23 protein-coding genes and 1 tRNA gene are annotated in these 24536 nt (G+C 59.4%); 17 read left to right on the top strand and 7 right to left on the bottom strand.

The features are described from left to right. Nucleotides 1-2 precede the first annotated feature (2 nt). Together AC1EKG_RS10015 and AC1EKG_RS10010 are read left to right on the top strand one after the other, a co-directional pair. The gene (locus tag AC1EKG_RS10015) at nucleotides 3-860 is read left to right on the top strand and encodes an endonuclease/exonuclease/phosphatase family protein (RefSeq protein ID WP_004807187.1); all 858 of its coding nucleotides are present in this window, start codon (nucleotides 3-5) and stop codon (nucleotides 858-860) included. A gap of 153 nt (nucleotides 861-1013) precedes the next feature. Continuing rightward, nucleotides 1014-1280, top strand: coding sequence for a GlsB/YeaQ/YmgE family stress response membrane protein (locus AC1EKG_RS10010; RefSeq protein ID WP_004807188.1), 267 nt, complete (start codon nucleotides 1014-1016; stop codon nucleotides 1278-1280). 196 nt (nucleotides 1281-1476) lie between these two features. Here the strand turns inward: AC1EKG_RS10010 and AC1EKG_RS10005 are convergent, their stop codons facing one another. Then, nucleotides 1477-2793: a hypothetical protein gene (locus AC1EKG_RS10005; protein WP_141740543.1), complete on the bottom strand. Its 1317-nt coding sequence runs from the start codon at nucleotides 2791-2793 to the stop codon at nucleotides 1477-1479. Nucleotides 2794-2901: 108 nt separating this feature from the next. Here AC1EKG_RS10005 and AC1EKG_RS10000 point away from each other — a divergent pair, with 108 nt between their 5' ends. Beyond that, nucleotides 2902-3357, top strand: a complete 456-nt coding sequence (locus AC1EKG_RS10000; RefSeq protein WP_004807191.1) for a hypothetical protein — start codon at nucleotides 2902-2904, stop codon at nucleotides 3355-3357. 112 nt (nucleotides 3358-3469) lie between these two features. On the opposite strand, the gene AC1EKG_RS09995 is transcribed toward AC1EKG_RS10000, so the two are convergent. From AC1EKG_RS09995 to AC1EKG_RS09985, 3 genes are all read right to left on the bottom strand, one after another. Continuing rightward, nucleotides 3470-4798, bottom strand: coding sequence for an MFS transporter (locus tag AC1EKG_RS09995; protein WP_004807193.1), 1329 nt, complete (start codon nucleotides 4796-4798; stop codon nucleotides 3470-3472). A gap of 75 nt (nucleotides 4799-4873) precedes the next feature. Continuing rightward, nucleotides 4874-5608, bottom strand: a complete 735-nt coding sequence (locus tag AC1EKG_RS09990) for a glycerophosphoryl diester phosphodiesterase (protein ID WP_004807195.1) — start codon at nucleotides 5606-5608, stop codon at nucleotides 4874-4876. Between the two features lie 426 nt (nucleotides 5609-6034). After that, nucleotides 6035-6110 (bottom strand) — tRNA-Lys (locus AC1EKG_RS09985). A 247-nt stretch (nucleotides 6111-6357) separates the two neighbouring features. Between AC1EKG_RS09985 and AC1EKG_RS09980 the strand changes: the two genes are divergently transcribed. The 7 genes from AC1EKG_RS09980 (at nucleotide 6358) to pstB (ending at nucleotide 15078) form a co-directional block, all read left to right on the top strand. Continuing rightward, nucleotides 6358-7026 carry a hypothetical protein gene (locus AC1EKG_RS09980; RefSeq protein WP_004807199.1) on the top strand — a complete coding sequence of 223 codons (669 nt, stop codon included), beginning with the start codon at nucleotides 6358-6360 and terminating at the stop codon, nucleotides 7024-7026. A gap of 9 nt (nucleotides 7027-7035) precedes the next feature. Next, entirely contained in the window at nucleotides 7036-9531 is a 2496-nt protein-coding gene (locus AC1EKG_RS09975) for an RNA degradosome polyphosphate kinase (RefSeq protein WP_004807201.1), read from the top strand. Between the two features lie 85 nt (nucleotides 9532-9616). Continuing rightward, entirely contained in the window at nucleotides 9617-10915 is a 1299-nt protein-coding gene (locus tag AC1EKG_RS09970; RefSeq protein ID WP_481067849.1) for an NUDIX hydrolase, read from the top strand. A gap of 189 nt (nucleotides 10916-11104) precedes the next feature. Next, nucleotides 11105-12220 carry a phosphate ABC transporter substrate-binding protein PstS gene (pstS, locus tag AC1EKG_RS09965; RefSeq protein WP_004807204.1) on the top strand — a complete coding sequence of 372 codons (1116 nt, stop codon included), beginning with the start codon at nucleotides 11105-11107 and terminating at the stop codon, nucleotides 12218-12220. A 74-nt stretch (nucleotides 12221-12294) separates the two neighbouring features. Continuing rightward, nucleotides 12295-13251 (top strand): phosphate ABC transporter permease subunit PstC, encoded by a 957-nt coding sequence (gene pstC / locus AC1EKG_RS09960; RefSeq protein WP_004807206.1) that lies wholly within the window; start codon nucleotides 12295-12297, stop codon nucleotides 13249-13251. A gap of 9 nt (nucleotides 13252-13260) precedes the next feature. Further along, nucleotides 13261-14277 carry a phosphate ABC transporter permease PstA gene (pstA, locus tag AC1EKG_RS09955; protein ID WP_004807208.1) on the top strand — a complete coding sequence of 339 codons (1017 nt, stop codon included), beginning with the start codon at nucleotides 13261-13263 and terminating at the stop codon, nucleotides 14275-14277. A gap of 21 nt (nucleotides 14278-14298) precedes the next feature. Then, nucleotides 14299-15078 carry a phosphate ABC transporter ATP-binding protein PstB gene (gene pstB / locus AC1EKG_RS09950; protein WP_004807210.1) on the top strand — a complete coding sequence of 260 codons (780 nt, stop codon included), beginning with the start codon at nucleotides 14299-14301 and terminating at the stop codon, nucleotides 15076-15078. Nucleotides 15079-15158: 80 nt separating this feature from the next. On the opposite strand, the gene AC1EKG_RS09945 is transcribed toward pstB, so the two are convergent. Beyond that, nucleotides 15159-16205, bottom strand: coding sequence for an inorganic phosphate transporter (locus tag AC1EKG_RS09945; protein ID WP_004807212.1), 1047 nt, complete (start codon nucleotides 16203-16205; stop codon nucleotides 15159-15161). Nucleotides 16206-16208: 3 nt separating this feature from the next. Then, nucleotides 16209-16841 carry a DUF47 domain-containing protein gene (locus AC1EKG_RS09940; protein WP_004807214.1) on the bottom strand — a complete coding sequence of 211 codons (633 nt, stop codon included), beginning with the start codon at nucleotides 16839-16841 and terminating at the stop codon, nucleotides 16209-16211. Between the two features lie 568 nt (nucleotides 16842-17409). Here AC1EKG_RS09940 and AC1EKG_RS09935 point away from each other — a divergent pair. From AC1EKG_RS09935 to AC1EKG_RS09905, 7 genes are all read left to right on the top strand, one after another. After that, on the top strand, nucleotides 17410-18264 hold the full coding sequence (locus tag AC1EKG_RS09935; RefSeq protein WP_004807216.1) for a hypothetical protein: 855 nt from the start codon (nucleotides 17410-17412) through the stop codon (nucleotides 18262-18264). A 17-nt stretch (nucleotides 18265-18281) separates the two neighbouring features. Next, on the top strand, nucleotides 18282-18839 hold the full coding sequence (locus AC1EKG_RS09930) for a heme-binding beta-barrel domain-containing protein (protein ID WP_004807217.1): 558 nt from the start codon (nucleotides 18282-18284) through the stop codon (nucleotides 18837-18839). After that, nucleotides 18829-20025 (top strand): CAF17-like 4Fe-4S cluster assembly/insertion protein YgfZ, encoded by a 1197-nt coding sequence (ygfZ, locus tag AC1EKG_RS09925; RefSeq protein WP_004807219.1) that lies wholly within the window; start codon nucleotides 18829-18831, stop codon nucleotides 20023-20025. Before AC1EKG_RS09930 ends, ygfZ begins: the two co-directional genes overlap by 11 nt. A gap of 165 nt (nucleotides 20026-20190) precedes the next feature. Further along, on the top strand, nucleotides 20191-21219 hold the full coding sequence (locus tag AC1EKG_RS09920) for an iron-siderophore ABC transporter substrate-binding protein (RefSeq protein WP_004807220.1): 1029 nt from the start codon (nucleotides 20191-20193) through the stop codon (nucleotides 21217-21219). Continuing rightward, on the top strand, nucleotides 21203-22234 hold the full coding sequence (locus AC1EKG_RS09915) for a FecCD family ABC transporter permease (protein WP_004807222.1): 1032 nt from the start codon (nucleotides 21203-21205) through the stop codon (nucleotides 22232-22234). Before AC1EKG_RS09920 ends, AC1EKG_RS09915 begins: the two co-directional genes overlap by 17 nt. Continuing rightward, nucleotides 22234-23262 (top strand): FecCD family ABC transporter permease, encoded by a 1029-nt coding sequence (locus AC1EKG_RS09910; protein ID WP_481067848.1) that lies wholly within the window; start codon nucleotides 22234-22236, stop codon nucleotides 23260-23262. The genes AC1EKG_RS09915 and AC1EKG_RS09910 overlap by 1 nt, the downstream gene beginning before the upstream one ends. Further along, a complete protein-coding gene (locus AC1EKG_RS09905; protein WP_004807225.1) occupies nucleotides 23262-24050 on the top strand; it encodes an ABC transporter ATP-binding protein in 789 nt (262 codons plus the stop codon). The genes AC1EKG_RS09910 and AC1EKG_RS09905 overlap by 1 nt, the downstream gene beginning before the upstream one ends. A 3-nt stretch (nucleotides 24051-24053) precedes the next feature. Here the strand turns inward: AC1EKG_RS09905 and dtd are convergent, their stop codons facing one another. Next, on the bottom strand, nucleotides 24054-24479 hold the full coding sequence (gene dtd / locus AC1EKG_RS09900; protein WP_004807228.1) for a D-aminoacyl-tRNA deacylase: 426 nt from the start codon (nucleotides 24477-24479) through the stop codon (nucleotides 24054-24056). Nucleotides 24480-24536: the final 57 nt, after the last annotated feature.

Raw genomic sequence — 24536 nt, 5'->3', positions numbered from 1 at the left:
AAATGCCTGCAACCGTGCGTGTCATCAGCGCCAATATTGCTCACGACGCCGATGTGGCGCATGATCTTGCCCAGGCAAAGCCCGACATCTTGTGTATGCAGGAGGTCGACGTGCGGCAGTGGCGCTCTGGTTTTCGCGACCAGGGCGCCCTCATCTGTGAGGAAGCGGGGCTGAAGCATTGGCGCTTCCTGCCGTTTTTCCGCGGGCAGGCATTGTTCTTGCGGCTGCCGGTGCGGCGAGCCTTGGCGGGGCGGCGGCCTAGGCTAGGCGGCTTTGGCGTGGTGGTGGCTTCGCGGTACCCGGTTGCCGTGTGGCGCACCTTGAAACTGGGGGCGGCTCCCATTCGTCGCATCGGCCGCGCTAAGGGCGCAGGCCTCTTTGGCAGTTCCACCTCGGTTGACTTTGGGCAGAATCGGGCACTGCTGGCGGCGGACGTCCTGACGCCGGGTGGGCCGTTGCGCGTGGGAAGCACCCACCTAGAAATTCATGGCGTCACGGCCCGCTCGCAACTGGCGCACGCATGGAAACAAATGGTGGGGGGCACTTACTGTTCTCCTGTCGAGGGCGAAGTCCCACCCCCGCACGTATCTTCCACGCTGCTAGTGGGGGATATGAATCTGGGGACTGCTCCGGTGTTAGAAGCCACCGGGGTTAGCGAACAGATGCACGTGGGCATGCCTACGTTCCCGGCGGTGGCACCCAAATCGATTATCGACCATGCGGTAGCGGCCGGGAAGATCCGTTTTGAGGACTCGTATGTGATCGAGCAGAAGGGCTCCGACCATAGGGCTTTAGTCATGGAAGTGGTTGTGGGCGACTGGAAGTCGGATGCATCATTGCGTAAAAGTGGCAAACTTTGACAAACGAGTCGTTGTATGTGAAAAATTCCTAATAATTTTTCGCTCCAAACTAACATTTAGCTAACAGTGTCCTGCAGGGCTGGCATACAGGGCTAAATAGTGAAACTATAGGGGCAAGGCGTAAATGCGCACCCCTATAGTAAGGAAAGAAAAATGGGCGAGATCATCGGTACCATTATTTTTGGCGCGATCATTGGCGCACTGGCCCGTCTGTTCATGAAGGGCAGCCAGCCGCTAAGCATTCTATGGACCATCATTCTGGGCGTCGTCGGCGTTGTCGTTGGCAACCTGATCCTAGGCATCTTCAAATACCCGACTGACACCCCCGGCATTGACTGGTGGCGTTGGGTCGTCTGCACTATCTGTGCAGTAGTTGCTATTTCTATTTACTTGGCAGCCACTGGCCGCAAGAGCAAATAGTTTCAAATAGTATTTGAACTGAAGAATCCCGCACTTTAGGTGCGGGATTTTTTTGTATCCATTTTCTTTTTTGCAACCTATTGTGACCGGTTGATACACACTTAAATACGCGGGTGATTCGCATCTGTAGGAGCCGCCTTAGTAAAAGGTAGAGGTGTGGACGCGCCAGGGGTGAGGGTAGGGATAAAGTCCCGGGCTACCGGCCCAGCCGTTCTCGCATTTTCCGTGCGAGGACGCGCAGGCGTTTGCCGCCCTCGGAAAATATTGAATCGGGCACCTGGCCAACCCAGGCGTCGCGGCCAGCCCCTAGCCGACCGGCCACCCACGCCGCGTGCAGGCGCATATTCGCATTGGGCAGCAGCGAATTGAGCTGCGAATCCGGGTTTCCCCAAAGCCCACACGGCGCCTTCACGCCCTGCCAGGGGGCCGGTTCGTCAGAAGAATGCATTTCGAAAATCAGCCACGAAGCCGCAAGGCGCGCTGCTACGGAGGGGGCTACCGGGTAAACACCCACCGCGGGGGCGCCCACGATAGTGCTGATTAGCTTGTCAGAGTTCATTACCGACTCGGTGGCCGCCAACGGCAGAATAGGCGTTATCGTGCTAACGCCCTGGCCGGTAAGGGTACTAGCCCGCCACCGGCCAATCCGCTTCGCCGCTAAATAGTTCGGCCCCTGTAGTGGCACGATGGCATCCACCAGATGCCCCTTTGAATAGTAAACGTCAGTGGGAGTGCCGCTAAAGCACACCGTAGTGTCGGGGCGAGCCTGGCATACCATGCGCTCCACCAGGTCAGCCGCAATTGCCGCGTGCACATGGGCGCGCGAGGGCGCATATAGCGCATCCACCAAAATCACCGGCTTAGAAATGCCGCAAATGTAACCGGCCAACTGCCTGGGATTCTTCACCACATCGCATATCCGCCCCGAAGGAATCACCAGTTTGCCAGGCGCATCCTGGCAAGCCTGCAACAGTGCCTTACGCCGCTTCGAATCTGCCCGCACAATCGCGTGTACCGTAGCGCCCGCGTGCGCCAGGGCCACCGTGGGTGCAAGCTGCGCGGCCCCCGCCAACACCACCACTTCGTAGCCGGCCAGATTCCACCACTGCGGATGCAAGCTAACAATCGACAAAGCAGCCTGGGCGCGCTTGTTCAACAGCGAATGCCCAATCGGCAGCGAAAGCCGTGGAACCGGGCACGTGGCAGCCTGATCGGCTTTGCCCACCTGCGAAACAGGCACCTCAGTTGCAATGGGCTTAGCTTCGGCAAGGTTAGTCCCATCCGGTAACTGGGCGTTAGCGTAGATGAAATCCAACGCTGCCTTGGCCATGGTGGGGGAGTCTTCGCCCTCGAGCGCAGTTAGGTTATGGAAGGAGGTGGGATAGTTCTGTCGCCAATCACGGTCGCCAACTTCTGTCACCTTTGGGGAACCTGTGGCTCTGGCAGCGGCGTTCATTGCGCCCTGGATCAGGCGAGTTGCACTGCTAGCACCATCCAATGTCCACTTCGACAAGAGCGCCCCTCTATTCATTGCGATTGCGTCAACGCCCCTATCCTACGCGCCCGTAGGTTAGAGGGGAAAATATTTGCCATTACTGCCCTTCCAACGCATGATTTAAACATGAGAAAGTCTTCATGTCTGCTGGCAGCAGCGCTAACGCTGCTCCTTGGCGCCAGCGCGTGTGCCAGCACTCCCAAGCCTGGTCCCGCGTCCGCTCCCACCTACACCAATAACAACAAGGTCGTTGATGATAGGGCGCAGTACGCGGATGCCCCCGAAAAGTCTTCGGCCAAGGTCTATTCCTACAACGAGGGCGAACACGAGGTCTCTGGCAACCTGTACTTCAACGGCATCGCCTACTTCATGTGTGACGAGATGGTGCAGGGCCCGCCGCTCACCTGTTCCTACCCCAGGGTCATGGTGCACGGGCTGGAAAATACTCACGATTCCATCATCGGATTCAAGCAGATCCCCACGGGCAAACTGGCGCGCCGCTCAATGAAGGTGCGGATTGATTCGGTGGATCGGCACAATAAAATTTCGCACACGCGCTTCCTGCAGTGGACTGATAAGTAACCGACCGGGAGGCCGCTTGTCTGCACCGGTAGATGTAATAGAGGGGCGGACAGGAAACCTGTCCGCCCCTTACTAGCAGGGCCCACCAGCTAGCCCCGCCAGTCGGCTAGGCCTAAGCCTGAGCCGTTTCCTTGGTGTCGGCATTCTGATCTTCAACCTTGTCAATCTTCTTGTTGATGAAAGCAAGGATGAAAGCGCAGACTGCGCCGACAATGGCAACAACCAAGGTAATCCAGAAGATCTGCTGGTAGCCAACATAGGGGTTAGCCTTGTGGGCCTCTACCAGTTTGCCAGCCAGCGGGTTCGCCCAGAAGATGGATGCGTAAACTAGGAACGAGCCCACTGCCATTGCCGAGCCGTTGATCTCTTCAGGAAGCTGCAGTTCGGCGATAGGTGCCAAGATCACTGCCTTGCCCATGAACACGCCGAATGCGACAACCATTAGTAGGACTACTGCAGGCCAGACCATATTCTGCTGGGAAGGAAGGAGACGGATGATCGCGGTAGCTGCCGCGGTAACCGTGAGGGCGGCGCCCATCATCATGGTCGAGGACTTGAATACGTAGTCCGCGACGATCCCAGCAACTAGTCCGCCGAAGACGCCGATCAGGCCCGTGTTCAAAATGCCGAACACGCCCGCGGTTGCGTCGGAAGCGTGGAATACCAGTTGCAGGTAAGGAGCCGACGAGTAGATCAGGTTGACGTAGCACCAGTACAGGCACAGACCGGCAACGCCTGCCAGCCACACGCGCGGGCGAAGCAGCACTTTCAGTAGGCCAACGGCCGCAGCGGCGTTCTTGCCCATGTCTTCAGATTCGGCAATGGCGTTCTTCGGTACAAACTTCAAGATCGCCAGGATTAGCGGAACTAGCAGCAGCGAGTAGCCGATGCCGAAGCCGATCATGATCTTGTTGGCTGCTGCCGGGAAGACGGCGATAATGCCGATGATGACGATGTTCATCAGGAACTCTGCGGCGCGGCGGATGGTTTCTAGTAGCCCCATTGCCAGGCCGCGCCCCTTTGTGTCCGCGTCCTTGGAAACAAAGGTGACGCCGTTGACCACCGCTGGCCAGCCGATCGCGTCCCAAACGCCCCAAGAGATCGCGATCGCAACCATGATCTTGAAGCTTAGGTTGGGGATCATGTAGAGCATCAGGAAGGTGACCAGACGCCAGGAGCACCACCAGATCAGAATGGAGCGGATGGTGAAGCGGTTGTTGACCCAGCCACCGGGCACGTACAGGAACATTGCGATTCCCAGCCAGCCCATTAGAACGCCAAAATCGTCAACACCGATTCCTAGCGCGTGGGTTAGTGGCAACATCAATGAGCCTTTGAAGGCTTCGAAGGTCGAGTAGACCAGCTGCCCGGCCATAACCACGGTCAGGAAGGAGCCGACCCTGCCCTTGCGCAGGAAGATAGGGATTTTTTTCGAATTCATCGTAAGTCCTTTTACTTAGCGCGCAATTCCATTTGCGTGCGATACAAGGGGCTTAGTTAGCCCAGACTAGGCCTCTTAGTAGCGGTCTGTCAGTTGGTGGGAAATGTCGGTAAATACGCCGGTGGCTCCCCAGTGGAATAGCTGGTTGATGCGGGCTGGATCGTTTACGGTCCACACGTTCACGCCGACGCCGAAGTCGCGGAACTCCTGGATGCGTTCCTTGGTTAGACCCGCGTCCTCGGGGTGAACGTATTCTGCCCCCAACATTTCGAGGACGGAACGCCAGTCGTCGTACAGGGCGCAGGTTTCCCACAGCGCACCAATTACGGTTTCGGGAGCGATCTGCTTGATCTTGTAAAGCAGTAGGAACGAGAAGGAGGAGACAATGATCTGCGATTTTTCAACGCGGGCTAGTTCTTCGGCAACCTTCTTCACTAGGAGCTCGCTGCGCTCCTTGCCCTCTTCGTTAGCTTTCAATTCGATGTTGGCGTTCATGCCGGTCTCGTTTAGGAAATCCACCAGCTCGTGCAGGGTGGGCAGGTGTTCGCCCTTGAAGTCCTTGCTGAACCAGCTGCCGGCATCGACCTTTGCTACTTCTTCGTCAGTCAGATCGTAGAAACGCCCGGTGTGGTCGGTGGTGCGATCCAAGGTGGTGTCGTGGCAGATAATAGGAGTGCCATCTTTGTCGATGTCAACGTCGGTTTCAATCCATTTCGCGCCGTGCTCGAAAGCCGCGCGGAAGGCTGCCATGGTGTTTTCTGGGGCTAGTCGGTTTGCGCCTCTATGAGCAAATATTGTCTTTTCAATCATTGAAAAACCTTCGTCATTGAACCTAGCGAATATGGTTCCCACCGGTGGTGGAAAGAGCCCGCTGCGACTAGGTTTGTCGCAGCAGTGCAACACAAAAATAGTATGTTTTGGGTATTTTGGCCCGCAATGAAAATGAACGTTTTTTCATCTTCGTTGGGCGGGTGTGACAAAGGTGCAATGCCTGGAAAATGAGTACAGCAATGGCGGCGGCTACTGTTTTACGTGACTGTGGCCTACGAAACTTTTTATTTCGGCACAAAAATATTGTCAATACATTCGCCCGTGACTGTGGCGTAGATTACCGGAAAGGTAACTCCCTGCGCTTTTGTATATTTTCCCTGTTGGGACCGTAGTTCTAGGGCTGCGAGTGTGTTTTTCGTGGCAAGGCCAAAGCGAAAATAAAAACCCCGGCTGCTGCCGGGGTGATGGTGGGCCCACAGGGAATCGAACCCTGAACCCACGGATTAAAAGTCCGTTGCTCTGCCAATTGAGCTATAGGCCCGCGCTTGCGCGCCCCATAATCGTAGCAGCACCCGGGCGGAACGGGGAAATTTATCGCCGAGATATTGCTCTCTATTGCACTGGTGGCGCCTGGGCGCCTTCGGCGGATGCGCGAGGATGGGGTGGTGCCAGCGCAAATGTTTCCCACTGGCGCAATTGGGATGGCCCATAGCCGCTGAAGGGGAGGGCTTATTCAACTAAAATTTACTTTATTAGTTCACAATGAGTCTGATATTAGGAGGAGTGCCATGTCTGCCCGTTTTCGTCGGCCGGCGATGCTTGAACCCGAAGATGCCGAAAACATTGTGGGGGATGCTGACCCGGCGCTGCGTTCCGACATTGCGCACACTACCGCGCAACTGTTGCTGGGCACCTTTGACGGTCATTTTGACAAGCCTATGACGCTGGGCGATGCCATATCCACCCCCGAGGTGCTGGTTCCCAGGCTGCGGCAGATAGCCGGATCAGGCAATGTTGATCTGGTGGCCGAACTGTGGTCGGGCCAGCCCGCCTCTACGCTGCCTGGCGCCCTCTGGCGGCTGTACTTGCTGCGCGAATGGGCAAGGCGGGACAGAGAAACCACCCAGCAGCGCTATAACGAGGGGTTGGCCGCGCCGCAGCGGGCGCACGGCGTGAAGAACCCGCCTCCGTTCGATCAGGCTTTCGGGGCGATCAACCAGGTGCTGGCGGGGGCTCCTGACGAGGTCGAAGAACCGCTCCATTGGGTAGGCGAACGCCTGGCGGTGGCCGCACAGGTAATGCACATTTTGGCCGCCGGTGCTGCGGGCCCGGATTGGATTACGTCTGATAAGGACGAGTTGGCAGACCAGGTGACTCGGAGGGCTTCGGCTCTGACCAAGACCGCTGATGATTTTGAGGCCGCAGCAACCGCCGCGGCAAACCACAACCTTAACTAAGGGGTAAATATGAGGAACGCTTTCGGTATGGAAATTCCCGAGACTAATAACCAGGACTCACTTTCCCATCCTGCCGCCCAGGCCGGAGGTGTCCCCGCTGAAGAGCCGCAGGAACGGGAAGGAAGCCCCGCCCAGGAAGTAGCGGCAGAGGCCGAGGCGGATGAGGCCGCTGCCAAGCCGGATGCCGTAAACGAATCAGGCTTTGAATCGGCCGAATCGAAAGACTTCACCGCCGATCCTTCCCAGTTCCCCGGCCACGAACACGAAGATTCCGAATTCGAGGACGAGCCCGAAGAAAGCGAGCAGGCAGAGCCCACCCCGCTCACTCCCGCTCCCATCCCGCCGGCCGAGGAGGTTCCGGAGCCACCCAAGACTCCCGCTAGGGAAGTGAATTTGCCCGAGGGCCGCTTTGGCGATCGCGAACTATCGTGGATGGACTTCAACCTGCGCGTAATGGAACAGGCCGAAGACACTCGCCTGCCCCTGCTAGAGCGCGCCTGGTTCACCACCATCGTCACCTCGAACCTGGATGAGTTCTACATGGTGCGCGTAGCCGGGCTAAAGCGTCGCATCGCCGCCGGCATCGCCCGCCCATCTGCCTCCGGCCTCAGCCCGCGGCAGGTACTGACGGGCATTACCGACCGGGCACAGAAGCTAACCCGCCGCCAAGCCGACTTTGTGCAGGAAACCTTATTGCCCGCCCTCGACAGGGAAGGGCTACACCTGTGCAAGTATGAAGACCTAGACCAGGAAATGCGCCATCAGCTGCACCGCTACTTCCGCAAGCGGATTTTCCCGGTGCTCACCCCGTTGGCAGTGGATCCGTCTCACCCATTTCCCTATATCTCAGGTCTGTCCCTGAACCTGGCGGTTGTGCTGCGCAACCCCGTTTCCGGCAAGCAGCACTTTGCCCGCGTGAAGGTGCCTGAGGGGCTACCGCGTATTGTTTCGGTTGACCAGGTAGTAGATGGCATTCGGCCCGAAGAGGCATCGGATACGGCCGAGGGCGCCACCTTCGTCACTATTGAAGACGTTATTGGTCACCACCTGGATCACCTGTTCCCCGGAATGGAAGTGTTGGAATACCACACCTTCCGGGTCACTCGTAACGAGGACCTGGAGGTTGAAGAGGACGACGCCGAGAACCTGCTGCAGGCTATGGAGACGGAGCTGTTGAAGCGCCGTTTCGGGCCGGCGGTGCGATTGGAAGTGTCGGAAGGTATTAGCGATTTCGTGCTGAACTTCCTGGTGGTAAAACTCGAGATCTCGATGGCAGACGTATTCCGGTTGCCGGAGCCGCTGGATCTGACTTGCCTGAACATCCTGCACGACCTGGACATTCGCGATCTGCTGTACCCCCCATTTTTGCCGGTTACGGCCGCGGGTCTTGCCGAGGTCGAATCCGCCACTCCTACGGACATTTTCGAGTCGATCCGCAACGGCGACGTGCTGCTGCACCACCCCTACGATTCCTTCTCCACTTCGGTGCAACAATTTGTTACCCAGGCGGCTAAAGATCCGAGGGTGCTGGCGATCAAGCAGACGTTGTATCGCACCTCGGGCGATTCGCCGATCGTGCAGGCACTTATCGACGCTGCCCAGGCTGGCAAGCAGGTGCTGGCGATTGTCGAGATTAAGGCCCGCTTCGATGAGGAGGCCAACATTGGGTGGGCCCGCAAACTAGAACGCGCCGGGGTGCATGTGGTCTACGGCATGGTGGGGTTGAAGACTCACTGCAAGCTGTCGATGGTGGTGCGCCAGGAATCTGACGGTTTGCGCCGCTACTGCCATGTGGGCACCGGTAACTACCACCCCAAGACGGCGCGCGGGTACGAGGACCTGGGGTTGCTGACTTGCGACCGCGACGTAGCCCAGGATCTGACCCGCCTGTTCAATCAGCTGTCCGGGTTTGCGCCGCTGACCACCTTCCACCGCCTGCTGGTGGCGCCTCGTTCCATTCGGCCGGGCCTACTGGAGCGCATCAACCGCGAAATAGAGAACAAGCGTGCGGGCAAGCCGGCTTGGATTCGCTTCAAGATGAACTCGCTGGTAGATGAAGCGATCATTGATGCCCTCTACCACGCTTCCCAGGAGGGCATCCCGGTAGATATTGTGGTGCGCGGTATTTGCGCATTGCGTGCCCCGATCGAGGGCGTCTCTGACAATATCCGCGTCCGCTCCATTCTGGGGCGGTATCTGGAACACTCGCGCGTGTATTCCTTCTGCAACGGTGGAGACACCGAAGTGTGGATCGGCTCGGCTGACCTGATGCACCGTAACCTGGACAGGCGCGTCGAAGAACTAATCCGCATCACTGATCCTGACATGATCGAACATTTGGCAGGCTTGGTAGAGCTGGAGGCTTCCGAGAAGGTTTCCAGCTGGCACCTGCAGGCGGATGGGACTTGGAAGCGGCACATCGAAGACAAAGAAGGCCAGCCGCTGCTGGATATTCAGACGTATTTGATGGAGCAGGCTAACAAGCGTGTCAAGGGGCGTAAGTAGACGTTTCGGCATTCACCGGCAAGGGCGGGTAGGGTTAACAACTAGAATTAGCTATCCGGCATGCCGGTAATGAAAGGATGGTCCAATGTCAAGGCCCCGCCCTCGGCCGCCTGTTTCCCGTATTGTGCGTTCAGGTGGAGCTATTGTGTGGCGGTTGCGCCAAGGTGGCAGGACAATCCCGGGAACGCAGATTCCGCGCAGTGAGGCCGACATTGAGGTGCTGATCGTGCACCGGCCCCGCTACGACGATTGGTCGTGGCCGAAGGGCAAGATGGAACGCGGTGAACACATAGTGGCTACCGCTGTCCGCGAGGTCGAAGAGGAAACCGGCTTTGCGGTGCGCCTGGGCGTGCCGTTGCAGACACAGCGGTACCGGCTGGGCGTCGGGCACACCAAAGAGGTGCGCTACTGGCTGGGCCAGCTAGATGTCAGTGAGCCGGCAATGGTTGGCCGTCCGCTCGCCAAGCGTGCCCCCATCTCTGAAATCGATCAGACCAAGTGGGCGAAGCCTGCTAAAGCCCGCAAAATGCTTACCCGGCGAGGGGACCAGCGTCTACTCGACGAGGCGGTTGCGCACATTCGTAACCGCACCGCACAAACCCAGCCGCTGCTGATCATGCGCCACGCCAAGGCGGTAGGGCGCAAGAAGTGGGAGGGCGAAGAATCGGCCCGCCCGCTCGCTCGCAAGGGTGTCGGGCAAACCAAGAACCTGGTTCCGATCCTGTCCGCCTATGGCATCGGCCAGGTACTGACCTCGCCGTGGCGGCGCTGCTTCCAGACCGTGGCTCCTTTTGCCACCCTCACTGGCGCGCCTCTTACCGCGCTCGCGGATCTGACCGAGGCTGCCTATGCGGCAGACGGGACTGCCGTGCGCGAACTGGCCAAGAAGTGGCTGGCGGACGGGCAGGCCAGGGGCGTGTGCGTGCACCGGCCTACTTTGCCCGCCCTCGTCGGAGCCCTAGCCGGGATCACTCCGAACGCTATTACGCGGCAGTTGCCGCAGGAAGACCCGTATCTGCACACCGCGCAAATGCTGGTTGCCCACATCGCGCTCGTGCCTCTTGCCGAGGACGATCCGTTGCCCACGCCCGTGGCGCATCTGCTGTCTGACAGTGGGGAAGTGCCCGTCGCTTACGAGGGCGGCCCGGAACTGGAGCACGAGGCCAAGCCGAAGAAGAAGGGCCCGTCGCCCGCGCTGCTGGCGGGTAAGAAGGGAACTCCGGTAGCGCTCCCCACCAAGGGGTCGGCCCTGCGCACCACCAAGCCTGCGAAGAAGTCGAAGGCTCAGCCTGTCAAGGCAGTCTCGGCTCCCGCTGCGGTAGATCGGGAAGCGCAGCTGGAATGCCGACCGGTGGTAGTCGCCCTCGAACTGGTGCGCGCGTAAGGTAAGAAACCGAATCATTAGAGTGTTCTAACTCACCGCCGTTAGCGTATGTGCACGTCACAACTGTAAATCGAGTTTGTTCACCAACTGTTCACTTGGGTTGAACTTTATCTACACCTGACTTCCGTACCTTGTACATGTCAGGGCCTAGGCCCTCCCATTCGGTACGAAGAATAGGAAGTATCACAAGTGAATCAGAAGTTTTACAAGTTCCTGGGTGTGGCTGCAGCCGCTTCCTTCGCGGTCACCTCACTAGCTGCTTGCGGTTCCGACAACGCTACTGGCGAAAAGGCGGACGGCAATGACAAGACTTCGCAGCAGAGCGAATCCGTATCCGGTTCCCTGAAGGGTGCGGGCGCTTCCTCACAGGAGTCGGCAATGACCACCTGGACTCAGACCTTCATGGAAAACAACCCCGATGCCCAGATCACCTACGGTGCAGTTGGCTCGGGCGCTGGCATTGAACAGTTCATTGGCAAGCAGGTAGCGTGGGCCGGTTCCGACGCATACCTCGAGGGCGACGAAGTAAAGAAGGCCAAGGATCGCTGTGGCGCCGATGCTTTCGATCTGCCCACCTACATTTCCCCGGTAGCCGTCGTCTTCAACATCAAGGGCGTCAAGAAGCTGAACCTGGATCCTGACGTAGTTGCCAAGATCTTCAAGGGCGAAATCAAGAACTGGAACGATCCGGCCATTGCCAAGGCCAACCCGGATGCCAAGCTACCCGATCTGGCAATCACCCCGGTTCACCGTTCTGACAAGTCCGGTACTACCGAAAACTTCACCTCTTACCTTCACGAAGCCGCTGGGGACGTGTGGACTGACGAAGCCGACAAGACCTGGCCAATTGCTGGTGGCGAGACCGGTGACAAGACCTCTGGCCTGATCCAGGCAGTACAGTCCACCGAGGGCACCATCGGCTACGCCGACTTCTCTAAGGCAGGCGACGATCTGGGCATTGCTTCTTTGAAGTCCGGTGACGGTTACACTGCTCCGTCGCAGGAAACCGCTGCCAAGGCTGCGGACATCGCCGAGCCGGCCAAGGATCGCGCAGATGGCGACCTGGCCCTGGACGTGGTTCGCGTTCCTAAGGAAGAGGGCGCCTACCCGCTGATCATGATCTCTTACGAGATCGTCTGCTCCAAGTACGAAAAGGAAGAGGGCGACCTAGTAAAGGCCTTCATGGAGTATGTCTCCTCCAAGGAGGGCCAGAAGGCCGCTGCCGAGAGCGCAGGCTCTGCCCCGATTTCTGACGAGATGCGACAGAAGGTTCAGAAGAGCCTAGACAAGATCAAGATCGGCTAATTATGCAACGAGGCGTTCGGTAGTGGGAAACCGCTACCGAACGCTTTCGCATGAGAGTTGGAAGTAGGAAGTTCATGACGGTCAAGCGATCAGAAGCTAACTTGCTGACCGATTCCAAAGGAACGGGTAAAACGGGTAACGCTGTATTCCGCGCCATCGCCCTGCTGGCAGGTATCACCATTTTGGCCACATTGGCGTTGGTAGCAGTGTTCTTGCTGCTGCAAGCCAAGGATGCGATCTTGGCGCAGGGCAAAGTGTTTACCACCATGGGGTCGGCAAGTCACGTAAACATCTGGCAGTTCACGATGCCGCAGGTATTCGGTACGTTGCTAGGTTCTGGCATGGCAATGTTGATGGCTGTGCCGGTTGCAATCGGGATCGCCCTCTTCATCAGCCACTACGCGCCCAAGAAGCTGGCGCAAACCCTGGGGTACCTGGTGGATCTGCTGGCAGCTATCCCCTCGGTAATCTACGGCCTGTGGGGCGCCCTCTGGCTAGTGCCGAAGCTAGTGCCTTTGAATAAGTGGCTCAATGCCCACTTCGGTTGGTTCCCCCTATTTGGCGGGGTGGCCTCTCCGACCGGGCGCACCATCTCGTCGGCCGCCGTGATCCTAGCCGTCATGATTCTTCCCATTGTCACCTCGATTAGCCGCGAAATTTTCCTAAAGACCCCGGGGCTGCATGAAGAAGCAGCACTGGCCCTTGGTGCCACCAGGTGGGAAATGATTCGCCTGGCAGTGCTGCCGCACGGCCGCTCCGGCATCGTCTCAGCATCCATGCTGGGGCTCGGACGCGCGCTCGGCGAAACCATGGCAGTGCTAATGGTGCTGTCGGTTGGCGCCAGCTACTCGTTCCACATTCTTGAAGCGGGCAAGCACTCGACCATTGCGGCCAACATTGCGTTGCAACAGCCCGAATCTACCGGCCTCGCCCTGTCTGGCCTCTTCGCCACCGGTCTGGCCCTGTTCTTCATCACCATGATCGTCAACATGCTTGCGCGCTGGATTCTAGCCCGCACAGGCACAAAGTAGGGGGATCCAATGTCTGATACGTCAAGGGCCCGCAGCTCCTCGTCTGCGCTCGCCCCATCCTCGTCCTCGGATGCCCGCCCGCAGGCCCCGAAGAATAACCCGTTCGCGCCTGCTGATCCGGGTCTGAACCGACGCAGGGCAATCAAAGACAAGATCTCGACCGTAGTGGTTTCGATCTGCTTTATCCTGGCCATGATCCCACTGGTGTCCCTGCTGTGGATTACCGTCGCTCGGGGCGGGGCCAGATTACTCAGGGATTTCCCCTACTTCGTGGCAGTGTCCATGAAGGGTGTCTCGGGCGGCATGGATGCGGGCGGCATCTACCACGCCATCATTGGTACCCTGATCATCACCGCCCTGGCAACCCTCATATCGGCGCCAATTGGCCTATTCACCGCCGTGTACGTTACCGAATATGGCGGCAACAACAAGCTGGCTCGGGCAATCATGTTCTTCGTGGACGTCATGACCGGCGTCCCCTCGATCGTCGCCGGCCTGTTCGCCCTGTCAGCCTTCGCGCTGCTAGTAAAGCCCGGATACCAGGCAGGCATCGTAGGTGCGGTGGCACTGTCAGTACTCATGATCCCCACCGTGGTGCGCGGCTGTCAGGAAATGCTGCTGCTGGTACCGCAGGAATTACGAGAGGCGGCACTCGCCCTCGGCGTGCCCAAGTGGAGGGTAATCCTGAAGGTCGTACTGCGCACCGCAGCTGGCGGCATCACCACGTCGATCATGCTGGCAATCGCCCGCATCATTGGCGAAACAGCCCCGCTGCTGTTCACCGCGGGCCTGGTCAACTGGATTAACTTTGACCCGTTCAAGGGGCAGATGACCACGCTGCCGGTGTATGCCTACCGGCAGTACTCGCAGGGCCTAGTGCCCTGTAAAGGCGGTGGCACTTGCATCGCCGACATCAACTACCAGCGTGCTTGGGCCGCCGCCCTCGCGCTAATCATCCTAGTAATGGCCCTGAACATTATTGCGCGTGCAATTGCAACGGCCGTTGCCCCGAAGGGGCGCAACTAAGACCCCGAAAGGAAAATGGCAGTGTCTACTCGCATTGAAGTTCGCAACGAAAACATCTACTACGGCGATTTCCTAGCCGTCCGCGGCGTCAATATGGAAATTGAGCCGAACTCGATCACCGCGCTGATCGGCCCTTCCGGGTGCGGTAAATCTACTTTCCTTCGCACTCTAGATCGCATGCATGAAGCGATCCCCGGCGCCCACGTCGAGGGCGAAGTGCTAATTGAAGGCAAGAACATTTACGACAAGGACGTGGACCCGGTACAGGTGCGCCGCCTAGTAGGCATGGTGTTCCAGCGGGCAAATCCGTTCCCCACCATGTCCATCTACGAGAACGTGCTGGCGGGGGTGCGGCTAAACTCGCGTCGTCTAGCCAAGTCTGACGCAGACGCGCTGGTCGAAGAATCCCTGCGCAGCGCAAACCTGTGGGACGAGGTCAAGGACAGGCTGGACCGGCCCGGCTCTTCGCTCTCCGGCGGCCAGCAGCAGCGCCTGTGCATTGCCCGCACAGTGGCAGTGCGCCCGAAGGTAGTGCTGATGGACGAACCCTGTTCGGCACTAGACCCCATCTCGACGTTGGCGATCGAAGACCTGATGATCAAGTTGAAAGAGAACTACACGATCGTCATCGTCACCCACAACATGCAGCAAGCGGCGCGTGTCTCTGACCGCACCGGCTTCTTCAACCTGGAAGGTGCCGGCAAGCCCGGCGTGCTGGTAGAGATCGACAAGACCGACAAGATCTTCTCGAACCCCTCCAACAAGGCAACCGAAGACTACGTGTCCGGGCGCTTCGGCTAAAAAGAAGACAAAGAAAAGTGCACACAGCCAAAAAGCTGTGTGCACTTTTTGCGCCCGGACCGCGAGCGCAAACTTTTGGGTTAGGCCCCAATCAGCAGGTGTAGGGGCAGGTATAGCAGGCCTGCAACCAGTGCTGCGGCGGGCATGGTTAGTACCCACGCTACGGCGATGTTGCCGGCCATTCCCCAGCGCACTGCCGACAGGCGGCGGGTTGCGCCAACGCCCATAATGCCGGCGGTGATGGTGTGCGTGGTGGAAACGGGGGCGTGGAAGACATAGGCGGCAAGGTAGAGTACCGAGGCTGCAACCGTTTCGGCTACGAAGCCGTGCGCGGGGTCTAGCTCGATGACCTTGCGGCCGAGGGTGCGCATGATTCGCCAACCGCCAGAGTAAGTGCCGGCAGAAATTGCTAGTGCTGCGGCGAGCTTCACCCACAGAGGGATGGTTAGTTCGCCATTAGTGTCAATGCCGTGGTAGCCGCCGGCCATCAGTGCCATAACAATGACGCCCATTGTTTTCTGGGCGTCCTGGAGGCCGTGCCCTAGGGCCATTGCCCCGGCCGAAATGGTTTGGGCGATGCGGAAATGGCGCATTGTACGGTGATACTGCAGATTGGCGCACAGGGCCAGAACCAGTTTCATTACCAGGTAGGAAACTGCGAAGCCCAGCAGTGGCGAGGCGAACATGGGGATGACGACCTCTTCAACAATGCCGCTCCACTGCACCTGGGTGGCAGAGGCTAGACCTGCGCCCACCAGGCCGCCGATTAGGGCGTGCGAGGACGAGGAAGGCAGGCCGAACCACCAGGTGATCAGGTTCCAGGTAATTGCACCAATTAGGGCAGCCAGAATGATTACCAGCCCGTGTAGGCGCAGGCTCGGATCTGCCGCTTCAGAGTACTGGCTGATGTCGATAATGCCCTGACCAATGGTTTTGGCAACTTCGGTGCCTAAAAGCGCGCCCACGATATTCATGGACGCGGCCATGATTAGGGCAGCACGCGGCGTTAGTGCGCGGGTGGATACCGAGGTAGCGATCGCGTTGGCAGCGTCGTGAAAACCGTTGGTGAAGTCGAAACTTAGTGCCAGTACTACCACCAGGGCGACTAGGACTAGTGTGAGTTCCACGGCTTAGGACTCCTTGATCGCGATCGTTTCGATCGTGTTTGCCAAAGTCTCGAAGGAATCAATGCCTTCTTCCAAGGAATCGATGATGTCCTTCAGCTTAATAATATCGATCGGATCTAGATCAGAGTTGAACAGTTTGGCGAGTAGCTTGTTGTAGGCAACGTCGCCCTCGTTTTCCAGGCGGTTGATTTCTACCCAGTAGTCGCGCAAGTCGGAAAGGCCGTTCAGGCGGGGCATGGCGTCTGCAGTCAGTTCTGCGCATCGCTGCAGCACGTCTACCTGCACGGAAAGCTGCTTGGGGAAGGCGTCCACGTTGTAGGTGACGATCAGGCCGCCGCCCTCGTCCACCTGATCCACGCAATCGTCTAGGGCGTAGGCAAGCATCTGGATGTCATCCCGGTCTAGGGGAGTGACGAAAGTCTGGTTGAGTTTGCGGGAAATCTGGTGGGTGAGCTCGTCAGCGGCGTGCTCCACGTCGTGCAGCTTGTCGCGAAGAGGAGGGCGATCCTCGGGATTCGCGTGAATGATCTGTGCCAGCAGCTCAGTTGCGTCTTTCAGCCGCAACGCGGTCTGCGCCATTAGAGCAAAGAATGAATCGTCCGAAGACTTCGACCGTTTAAAAATGCGGTTGAACATGTCGGCCTAAACTCCATTTCGTTCGCGGTATTGCAATAAAAGCCTAGTTTGAATCTAAGGGGTTAAATCTCAAATAGTCCCATGAATGTTTTGAAGTGCTTTTGTGGTCGCGCAATTATCATCGGGTAAATAGCCGTTTACCTTGGGGTTAACAAATCAGGCGTCGCAACAATCTGTGACGAACCCCACTTTCATTTTTGTGTTTTTTGGGCCTGAATGCCCCGCTACCGTTTTCGGGGCGGGGCTATAGGTTCGCATGAGCATAGAAAAAGACGTCGGACCGAGATGCGCCTGTCGGCGCGAAGGCCGCTCGTAGCGGCTATAAGTGGAGCCCGGGGCAAAACGGTCCGACGCCACCTTTAGTGTAACGGTTGTCCGCCACCTATGCATACGCGCTGGTCCTAGCTGTTACGGAAAAGTTAGTTGAGCAAATCGAAGGCGCGAACAGGGAAGATACCTCGCCCTCGAAAAGAAAGAAAGGGCCGGGGAAAGTAAGGGCAGCGCCAGCGAAAGGCGCCGAGCGGGGAAGGAAAGCAAAAAATTGCAGAACTTATGAGACTATAGGCGCGTGAGAAAGCAGCAAAAGGCCAGAACGGCAGGAACTACCGAGACGTGGGGGAAAGTCCTTGCGAATCGGCCCGCCTTCTATCTGACCACCGCTTTCGCCGGGTTGGCGCTGATCGTCGGGGCGCTGTGCCCCTTCCCGGTCTTCGCCGCTATAGTCGGGGCAATGGTCGCCGGCTTCTGTATCCCCTGGGGGAGGGCGGCGCACGCCCCCGCCCCACTGGTCTCCTCCGCCGTGGCACTGATCGTGTCGCTCGTGACTCTGATTGTTTTGATGTTTACCGAAGATTTCTCTTCGGTGCCGGCGTGCTTTTCTTTTGCACTGCTAGCAACCTTTATCGGCGAGATTTCGCGCGGGATGGAACGCACCCACATGTCAATCTCGGTAGCCTGCTCGGCCACCGGCGCGGCAATCGCCACCGCGGGCGCCTCCTGGGTGGCATTGGGGGAAGACCCACTGTGGCAGCTGATGGCTCTGCCCGTTGGGCTAGTAATCATCGTGGCCTCGGTGGGTGGCTTCTTCCGCCGCGGGCTAAAACGACTGGGCGTATCCCTAGGAGCAGGGGTAGTGGTTGGCCTAATTGTGGCAGTGATAATCACCAATTCTTCTGCCCTGAACGCCACCACGAAAGTATTCCTGCCGTCGCTGCCAGCAACCTGGTCCAGCCCCTACCTGCTGTTTCCAATCTTTGGAGCCGTCCTGTCCGCCGGCGCATTCTTTGTGCAGGGCTTCGTTGCAGACTTCCGCGCCCTAGACAAAAAACCGGTTCCAGTCAGCGCCCTTATTGCTACCGGACTGATGATGCCGCTGGCAATGTCCATCCCGGCCTACGCCCTCGCTAGGCTAGCCGGCGCATAGATCGGTAAGGTGGGGGCATGTTCACTATTGATGCTGATTTGCCCCGCACCCTCTACCCGCTAGCCTGGCTAGTCGGATCGTGGCGCGGCTATGGTTCGCAGGTCGTTCCAGATGGGGATGACCACATGATCATCCAAGAAATCACGTTCACCGCTCAAGGCGAAGAATTGCTGCAAACCACCACCACTTACGCAGCCACGCCTAGGGAAGGCGATATTCCCGTCACCGCCACGGCGCGCGAGGGCGTAGGCGGCCTCGAAAAGGGCGAACAGCTTTGGCAAGAAGAAGCCAGGTGGAGGGTGCGGAACGTGGCGGACTCCGGTTCGGGTCCCGTGCAGGCCAGCATCGAAGTGTCGAGCAAGGGCCACCCCATGGCAAGCGGCACCTGGGATGGTATGGCTTCCGGCCCCCGAATCTCGATCAAACTGGCCTCCGACACGGCTGCCCCGGCAAAGGCGTCGCGCATGTTTGGGCTCGTAAACAGCGAATTGTTCTGGACGCAGGACGTGGCCCGCGGCGACCAGGGTGGCACGGACTTCTCGGGCCGTCTTGCGAAGGTTGAAAATGCAGATTGAGCCCGAATATGCACCTGCCAGCGCGCCCGCGCCCTCGGCGCTTGCCAAAGGGCGAGTATGCGGACAAGGCCCCGACCAGGCAGTAGCCGCCTACTACGGGGACCCGGTAGCAGAACAGTGGGCGTTGCAGGTAGGCGCCGGCCTTACCGACCTCTCCCACTTCGGTGTAGTGCGAGTAAGCGGCCCGGACAGGCTTACGCTGCTGACAACGCTGAGCACGCAGATAGTGACGGACATTGGTGAGCAGTCGCGGGAACTGTTGCTGCTGGATGCCAACGGGCACGTTGCTTTTTCGGCCGCAATTATTGATCGCCACGACGTGGCCTACCTGATAACTGACGCTGGCCGTGCCGAGCAGATGGCCGACTACATCTTGCGAATGCGCTTTATGTCCAGGCTCGAAGTCGAGGTCGCCACCGATCTGGCCCCTATGGGATTCACGCTGGGTGGGCCGCTGCAGAGGGCCCTAGCTGGCGAACTGGTGTGGGAAGACCCGTGGCCGGGAGTATGCGAAGGGGGAGCCTCTTACGGGCCCGCCCCTGAAGACGCGTTGCAGTTTGCGATCTGGCTCGCCCCTCGCGCCAGCCTAGAAGAGGCCGTAGCCGCCGTGCTGAAGAACGCCAACGATGGGTTCCCACTGGAAACCGAACTGGGCTACGAGGTTGGCGAACCGACCCTTGCCGGTATCGCCGCGTGGGAAGCGATGCGGATTTTGGCCCACCGGCCTCGCTTTGGGCGCGAGGTAGACGCCCGCTGCCTGCCCCACGAGCTGGACTGGCTAAGAACAGCCGTACACTTGCACAAAGGCTGCTACTGCGGGCAAGAATCGGTGGCGCGCATTGTGAATCTAGGGCGCCCGCCGCGCCGCCTCGCCTTTGTCTCGCTCGATGGCTCTGCCGACGAGCTACCCCAGGTGGGTACCGAAATAAAGGTAGGGGACAAGAAGGTAGGAACCCTCACCTCTGTTGCCCGCCACTGCGAGGACGGACCCATTGGGCTGGCCCTAGTGAAACGGTCTGCCAAGAGCGGGCAGGTAGATGTGGGCGGAGTAGCCGGGCTACTAAGCGACATCGTGGACCCGGCCGGCAAAGCGGACGTGTCTCCGACCGAACGCCCAGGGGCAGGGCTGCGAGGCTCAACCGCGGGCCTGACCGGAGGCCAAAAGGCGGGCCTGGGGCTGGCCTAACCAAAACAATTGCGCGCGGGGTGCAGGTGCTGCCCCGCGCGGCAGTTAGTATCCGGGCAATATTTCAATCAATTCACCCAGGAGCGAGCCGCGCTCTGGAGTAGCCACTGTCGTAGCGCTAGGATAGGTTGGCCTAAGTATTCAGCTACGAATGTGAATGTGAGAATGAAAAAGCTACGTATTTTAGCTGCCCTCGCAGCCAGCGCCGCCCTCGCCCTAACTGCCTGTTCGCCAGCGGAAAATGACGCTGCGTCCTCGGGAAAAAACGAAGGGGAAGGCCAGACCGTTTCGATTACCCACGCGCTCGGCACCACCAAAATCACCGGCAAGCCAAAACGGGTAGCAACGGTGGGCTGGAACAACCAGGAAGTACCCCTCGCCCTCGGCATTCAACCGGTAGGAATGCCCAAGGCCGCCTTCGGTGACGCCGACGGGGACGGCATGGTCACCTGGGTAAAACAAAAAGTCGAAGAACTGGGCGGGGAAAAGCCCGTCCTCTTTGACGAAACCGACGGCATCCAATTCGAAAAGGTTGCCGATACGAAGCCGGACGTGATCCTGGCCGCCTACTCCGGGCTTACAAAAGAAGACTACGAAAAGCTGTCCAAGATTGCCCCCACAGTTGCCTACCCGAACAAGCCGTGGAATACCACTATGAAGCAGATGGTCACCATGGACTCGAAAGCGCTAGGAATGGAAAAGGAAGGCAAACAGCTGTTGGCCGACCTGGACAAGGAAGTGGACCAGCAGATGGCCAAGCACCCGAACTTGAAAGGCAAGAAGGTGCTGTTTACAGCCTTCGGCACGAACGGCTCGGACCTATCTAAGGTGGGCTTCTACGTCAGTGGCGACCCGCGTGCAGACATCCTCGAAAAAGCCGGAATGGGCGTACCGGACATTGTGAAGAAGTATTCGGGCAACACCGACAGCTTCTATAAGGAGGTTTCCTCGGACAAGCCAGAAATGTTCTCTGACGTGGACTTGATAGTCACCTACGGGCCGCAGGACGACCCGACCTCGCTAGTAGCCGACATGCAAAAGCACCCGCTAGTAGGGCGCATTCCCGCGGTGAAGGCCGGGCACGTAGCCGTGCTGAAGAATGACGATCTGGGAGCGGCAGCAAATCCGTCTCCGCTCGGACTGCAGTGGGGATTCGGCAAGTTCCTTGACCTGCTAGATGGCGCCCTCAAGTAACAGCACGCCAAAGCGGGTGGTAGAGGGCAAGAAGCGGTGGGCGCTACTAGGCGTTGGGCTGGTAGCGCTAGCAGGGCTCTGCTTATTAGAAATCACCCTAGGAGTGCGCAACGTCAGCCCGGCTGACGTGTGGGCGGCACTGCTAGGAAAGCAAGAGGGCGTGGGCCAAGCCGTCGCCTCCACCCGCCTGCCCCGCTGCCTGCTCGGACTGCTAGTAGGGGCCTCCTTGGCCGTAGCGGGCGCACTAATGCAGGCAGTAACCCGCAACCCACTGGCAGACCCAGGCATCTTCGGGGTCCTGCCCGGAGCCTCCTTCGCGGTGGTGGCCGGCCTCGCCTTCTTCGGCATTACCAGCCCTAACGTGCAGATGCTACTGGCCATTATCGGGGCCGGCGTGGCCGCTGGCGCAGTATACGCAATTGGTTCCCTGGGGCGCGGCGGCCCCTCGCCCCTGAAACTCGCCCTCGCCGGCGCGGCTACCGGCGCGGCACTAGTGTCATTCGCGAACGCCATCTTGCTGCCCAGGGCGCAGGCGCTAGACTCCTACCGCTTCTGGCAGATTGGCGGGCTCGGCCGGGCCGATTGGACCCGCATGAGCTGGGCCATCCCCGCCCTCGTAGTAGCCTTCGCAATGGCCACTGCCTGCGCGCGTGGGCTGAACGCAATGGCCTTGGGCGATGATCTGGCCAGAGGATTGGGCGAGGACGTAGCTCGCACCCGCGCACTTTCCTCAATTGCGGCAGTGGTGCTGTGTGGGGTAGCTACCGCCCTGGCCGGGCCTATCGCCTTCGTGGGCTTGATCGTGCCCCACCTATTTCGGCTGCTGCTCGGCCCGGACCACCGGTGGCTGCTGCCGTTTGCGGCACTGGGAGGAGCCGGGCTGCTACTGGCCGCAGACGTGGTAGGACGCGTGGTTGCCCGTCCCGAGCAGATCGCCGTAGGCATCATTACGCCGCTACTGGGAGCTCCCTTCTTCATTTGGATTGTGCGCAGGCAGAAGGGTCAGGCGCTGTAATGGGAATGGCAACACAGCTCAGCAGGCGCTCCGCCCGCCTACGGCGCCGCCGCCTCTGCCTAATGGCGCTCCTCGCCACCATTGTGGGCGGCCTATTCGTGGCCTCACTACTGTTCGGGCAGACTTACTACAGCCCCGCCGAAGTAGCGGGCGTCATCGCCGGCCGCGACGTGCCGGGAGCCTCCTACACGGTAGGGGAACTACGGTTGCCGCGCGCCGCCCTCGCCGTGGTGGCCGGAGCATGCTTCGGGGCCGCTGGCACCACCTTCCAAACTCTGCTGCGAAACCAACTGGCCTCCCCGGATGTAATCGGAATTTCCGCGGGGGCAAGCGCCGCCGGCGTTGTTGCGATCCTGTTTTTCGACCTCTCCGCGATGGCGGTGTCGGCGTGGGCGCTCCTGGGAGGGCTGGCAGTAGCCGGGCTGATCTACTTCCTGTCGCTGCGCGACGGCTTTGCGGGGACCCGCCTCATCCTGATCGGCATTGGGATGGCGGCCGCGCTCAATTCCGTGGTCACCTATGCCCTCTCGAGGGCGGCCGCGTGGGACCTAAACCAGGCCGCCAGATGGATGTCGGGGTCGCTAAACGGGGCAACCTGGGAACGAGTCATGCCCGTGGCGCTCATCTGCGTAGCGGGACTAGTCGCCCTCGGAATGAACGCGCGGGATCTGGATGTGTTGCGGCTCGGCGACGACTCCGCAGCCAGCCTAGGCGTTTCGGTAGAGCGCAAACGACTACTGCTCATTGGGTACGCGGTCGCGATGATCGCGGTGGCAACGGCCGCGTGCGGGCCCGTGGCATTCGTGGCGTTCATGGCCGGACCAATTGCCGGACGTATATTCGGGCCGGCGAGTCCGCTGCTGTTCCCCGCCGCACTGGTAGGGGCGGCTCTGGTGCTGCTGTCCGATTTTGTGGGTCAGTTTGCGTTCGGAACCTCCTACCCGGTGGGAGTCATAACCGGGGCCCTGGGAGCACCCTTCTTGGTGGTGCTGCTGGTGCGCGCCAACAGGGAAGGAAGGACGCTGTAATGGCTTCACTGCAGGCAAAAACTCTCACGCTAACCTACGGGGCGCAGCCGGTCGCTACAGACCTTTCTGTGCAGGTAGAACCCGGAAAAATTACCGCAATAGTGGGCCCCAATGGGTGCGGGAAATCAACATTGCTGCGCGCCCTCTCTAGGCTGCTGGCCCCGGCCAGTGGTCGCGTGGAGCTCGACGGGAAGTCCCTTTCCGACTTTACCGGCAAGGAATTGGCTAAGGTACTGGGGCTGCTGCCGCAGTCTCCGGTTGCTCCAGAAGGGATAACGGTAGCTGACCTGGTTGGGCGAGGGCGACACCCGCACCTTGGGCTGTGGGGCCGCTACAGCAAGCAGGACTATCAGATCATTGCCCACGCCCTAGAGGCGACGGGCACCGCCGAATTTTCGAACCGGCCCATAGAGGAACTATCGGGTGGGCAGCGCCAGCGCGTGTGGATCGCCATGGCCCTGGCTCAGGATACCGACGTGCTGCTACTGGATGAGCCCACCACCTACCTAGACGTAGCTAACCAGCTGGACATTTTGGACCTGCTGGTAGAACTCAACCAGGAACGCGGCACCACCATCTTGATGGTGCTACACGACCTGAACATGGCCGCCCGCTACTGCGACCAGCTGATCGCCATGAGGGCGGGCAAAATTGTTGCAGCCGGCAGTCCGGCCGAAGTAGTGACGGCCGCAAATATGCGGCAGGTATTTGGCATCAATGCCCGGGTGATCGCCGACCCAACCTCCGGGGCGCCCCTGGTACTGCCCATCGGCAGACACAGAGTATAGGGACTAGGCCTCGACCAGTACGGTGTAGGGTCCGTCGTTAGTGAAGGAAACCTTCATGTGGGCGCCAAACTGGCCGGTCTCTACGTGCAGGCCGCGCTCTCTAAGGCCAGCCGCGACAGCCTCGTATATCGGTTCAGCTACCTGCCCAGGAGCAGCCTTCGACCAGGACGGACGACGCCCCTTGCGAGTGTCCCCATACAGGGTGAATTGGCTGATCAGCAGAATGGGAGCGTCGTTGTCGCTGGCGGAAGTTTCGTCCTCGAAAATGCGAAGATCGGCGATCTTGCGAACTACCTTATCTATCTGTTCCTTGCCATCTTCGTGGGTGATACCAAGCAGAACCATCAATCCCTGCCCGGTAAAGCCTCCCAGCTGCTTTCCTTCGACCGTTACGTTGGCGCCTTCTGCGCGTTGGATGAGTGCTCGCATACAGCCATGGTAACGCGAATACGGTGCCCCATTTGAGCTGCGCGGGTGGGCGGGGCG

The organism is Winkia sp. C0117E2 (genome assembly GCF_056590455.1).
The sequence above is the reverse complement of the archived record's forward strand: the minus strand, read 5'-3'. Positions and strand labels throughout refer to the sequence as shown.